At 71.5% G+C, this 2766-nt stretch carries 2 protein-coding genes; both read right to left on the minus strand.

The genetic code is table 11. The features are described from left to right. Nucleotides 1-226: 226 nt before the first annotated feature. Nucleotides 227-388 (minus strand): hypothetical protein, encoded by a 162-nt coding sequence (locus tag VF697_RS08900; RefSeq protein ID WP_331093245.1) that lies wholly within the window; start codon nucleotides 386-388, stop codon nucleotides 227-229. Between the two features lie 289 nt (nucleotides 389-677). Further along, nucleotides 678-2766 (minus strand): HYR domain-containing protein (locus tag VF697_RS08905; RefSeq protein WP_331093247.1); only part of this gene is annotated, 2089 nt, incomplete at its 5' end.

Below are 2766 nucleotides of genomic sequence, written 5' to 3' on the forward strand. Positions count from 1 at the left end.
CTCCAGTATCACCAGCCTCACCCGGGCGCGTGCAACTCCACCCCCTGGGACGACCCCGGGTGTGAAGGGACCTCACTCCCCGGCCGGGGCCAGGTGGAGCTTCCGCCGATTGTTGGGTGTCGCGGCTTCCATCCCCGGAGCGGGTGCCAGCACCGGCTCGACAGGGAGATGCGCGCCTCCACGTCACTGCGGCCCCCGCGTCACCGTGAGACGCGGGGGCTACGGACTACTCGGCGTCGTAGCCGCCGTAAGCCTCGTTGGCGCCCCACAGACGACCGCCAGCGGTGTCATGCACCGGGATGATGGCTCCCGACTCTTCGTCCTCACCGCCCAGGGCGACGTACTCGAGCCCCTCGTCATCCAGGTACGTCCTGTCGTCGTGCACCATGGCTCCTCCTGGGGGTGCCTCGTGCTGCCTTGGGTCGCCGGCCGAACTGGCTCGCCGCCCACCTGGGCGCCCCTCTTCCGGTCACCAGGGACCCACCCCATGTGGTGTCCCCCCCAAACCTCGTTGACCGATTTACCGTCCAGGGTGAGCATCGTCGGCCGCCCTGTAAAGTCCTGGGCCAGCGGCACGGACGACCACGTCTCGTAGTGCACGCCTGCTCGTCTTTACACAAGGCCTTGTGGCCGCTCGCCCGACCCGCGCGTTTATCGGGTCGGGCAAGGGGGTTTTTTCAGCGCCGCCGGGCCCGAGGCCGCCAGGAGGCCAGCCAGGAAAGCAGTGTCAACGCGCCCCAGAGCCCCATCGAGGAGCTGCCCGTCGAGGCGCAGCCCAGGCCGCCGCCCTTGTCCTCCTCCTCGTCCTCGTCTTCATCGCCGCCCGCGTCCCCGCCCGTGTCCGGCTTGGGTGGGGGCTTCACGGTGACGCGGAAGGAGCACGAGGCCCGGTTGCCCATGCCGTCCGTGGCGGTGACGTCGACGGGGGTGGTGCCCACCGGGAAGTCACTGCCCGAGGCGCGGCTGTACACCACGCGCGGCGCGCCCATCCCCGCGTCGCCCACCGTGGCGGCCGGGTACTCCACCGGACGGGCCGAGGCGTCGTCGCGCGCCTCCACCTCCACGTCCGCCGGGCAGGTGAGGCTCGGGGGCGTGGTGTCGCGCACCGTCACGCCGAAGGTGCAGCGCGCCGTGTTGCCCGCCACGTCCGTCGCCGTGGCGGTGACGGTCGTGTCGCCCACGGGGAAGGTGCTGCCCGGGGCGTGGCTGTACGTCACCTCGGGGCTGCCCGTGACGGAGTCCATCGCCGTGGCCTCCGGGAAGGAGGCGATGGCCCCCGTCGCGTCCGTCGCCTCGAGGGTGAGGGGCTCCGGGCACGTCACCACCGGGGCGGTGCTATCGCGCACCGTCACCCCGAAGGAGCACGAGGACGCATTGGCCAGCTTGTCCTTGGCCGTCACCGTCACCCGCGTGGTGCCCACGGGGAACTCCGAGTCCGAGGCCTGGCTGTACACCACCGACACGGGCGAGGACACGGCGTCCGAGGCCGTGGCCGTGCCATACGCCGCCCGTGCTCCCGTGGGGCCCAGGGCCTCCACCACGACGTCCGCCGGGCACGTCAACGTGGGCCCGGTGGTGTCCTTCACGGTGATGGTGAAGACGCAGTAGCCGAAGTTGCCCATCGCATCGAATGCCCACGCCCCCGGGCTCGTCGTCCCCAGCGGGAAGGTGGTGCCCGAGGGGTGGCTGTACGTCACGCTCATGCTGGAGCTGGGCGTCATGTTGTCGGAGACGGGAATGGGCGGGTAGCTCACGCTGGCGCCCGCGGGGCTGGTGGCCTCCACCACCTTGTTGGCCGGGCACGTCAGCACGGGCGGGGTGGAGTCCCGCACCCAGACCTCGAAGGAGCACACCTCCACGTTGCCCGCCGCGTCCCTCGCCGCCGCCGTCACGAGCGTCATGCCCATGGGGAAGAGCGAGCCCGAGGCGGGGCTGTACGTCACCACGGGGGGCGTGGGGCCCTCATCGGTGGCCTTGGCCGCCGGCAGGGTGACGAGGCCTCCCTCGGCCGAGGTGGCCTCCGCCCAGACGGTGGCCGGGCACGTCACCACGGGCGGCGTCAGGTCCCCGGGCGGCGGCAGGGTGAAGCGCCACAGCTCGGCGCCGTGCGTCCCATCATCCGCGCTGAGGTACACATACTCCCCGATGCGCGTGAACGCGTGAGGGTCGCTGCTGCGCGTGCCCCGCCCGAGGTCCGCGACCGGATGCGTCCCCGCCTCGGTGCCATCCGACACCCACAGCTCCAGCCCGCGCACCGGGTCCCCGGCGCGGAACAGCACCAGGCCATGGCTGGGGAGCCCCACGGGATAGTCGGGGTACTCGCCCGGCATCCCCGACTCGGGACCGGGGAGCACATCCTTCAGCACGCGCGTGCCCTCGTCCGTTCCATCGGAGCGCCACATCTCGAAGCCGTGCTCCGCATCGTAGGCCCGGAAGTAGAGCGCGTTGCCCGAGCTCGTCACGTAGTCCTGGACGTTGTGGAAGCGCCCCCGGGAGACCAGGGCCGCGCTGGAGGACTTCCCGTCGTACCGCCAGAGCGCGGGCGTGCCGCTGGCCACGTCGGTGAAGAAGAAGAGGTTGCGGCCGACGACGGTGAACTGCTCCGGCGCGAGGCCACTCACGCCGCGAGCCGAGACGAACACCGGCTGCGGCCTGCCCGTCGCGTCCAGCCGCCACAGCGCCCTGTTGGGAGAGGACTCGGTGGTGATGGCCGCGAAGACGAGCGTCCCATTCAGGTTCCTCAGCTCCCCCACATTGGAACCCCAG

Origin of the sequence: Archangium sp. (assembly GCF_036388035.1) — a bacterium.
Lineage (GTDB): Bacteria > Myxococcota > Myxococcia > Myxococcales > Myxococcaceae > Archangium.